This window comes from Treponema endosymbiont of Eucomonympha sp. (genome assembly GCF_001028545.1).
Genome location: NZ_BBPW01000699.1, coordinates 1 through 431, shown reverse-complemented (window position 1 = coordinate 431; position 431 = coordinate 1). Strand labels below are relative to the sequence as shown.

1 pseudogene is annotated in these 431 nt (G+C 59.6%); it reads right to left on the bottom strand.

Features of this window, described 5'->3' with window-relative positions:
- Positions 1-431 (bottom strand): annotated as a pseudogene (locus AWU74_RS08675) (ATP-dependent RNA helicase); the annotation flags it as partial.

Genomic DNA, 431 nt, shown 5'->3' with positions numbered 1-431 from the left:
GTCGTCCATAGAGCCGCCCGACGAAACGGGCAGCCCCAGCCGCGCGGCGATTTGCTCAAGCTGCTCCTTTATGTTGCAGATTTCTGTCATAACCTGATAGTCGAGGTAGTTCTTTTCGCAAAACTGCTCCTTGTTCGTAACGGCGACGAAGGTACGGTACATTTTAAGGTAGGACACGAAGTCGCCGAGCAGGTCTCGGAAGGCGTGGTGCGCTTTCCGCGCGTCCATTTCCTTGCCGGCCGGCAGGACGAACGGCGACTTCGCCGAAAGGAAGGCGGCGGCTATGAGCACTTCCTCCAGCACGTCGGGGTAGCGCTGAATCGACTCGGCGATGATGCGGCTCTGGCGCGGCAAAAGCGGAAACTCCGCCATAAGTTTGCCGGTGCCCGACAGCGTATTGTCCGCTTCGAGCGCCTTCAGCATGCGGAGCG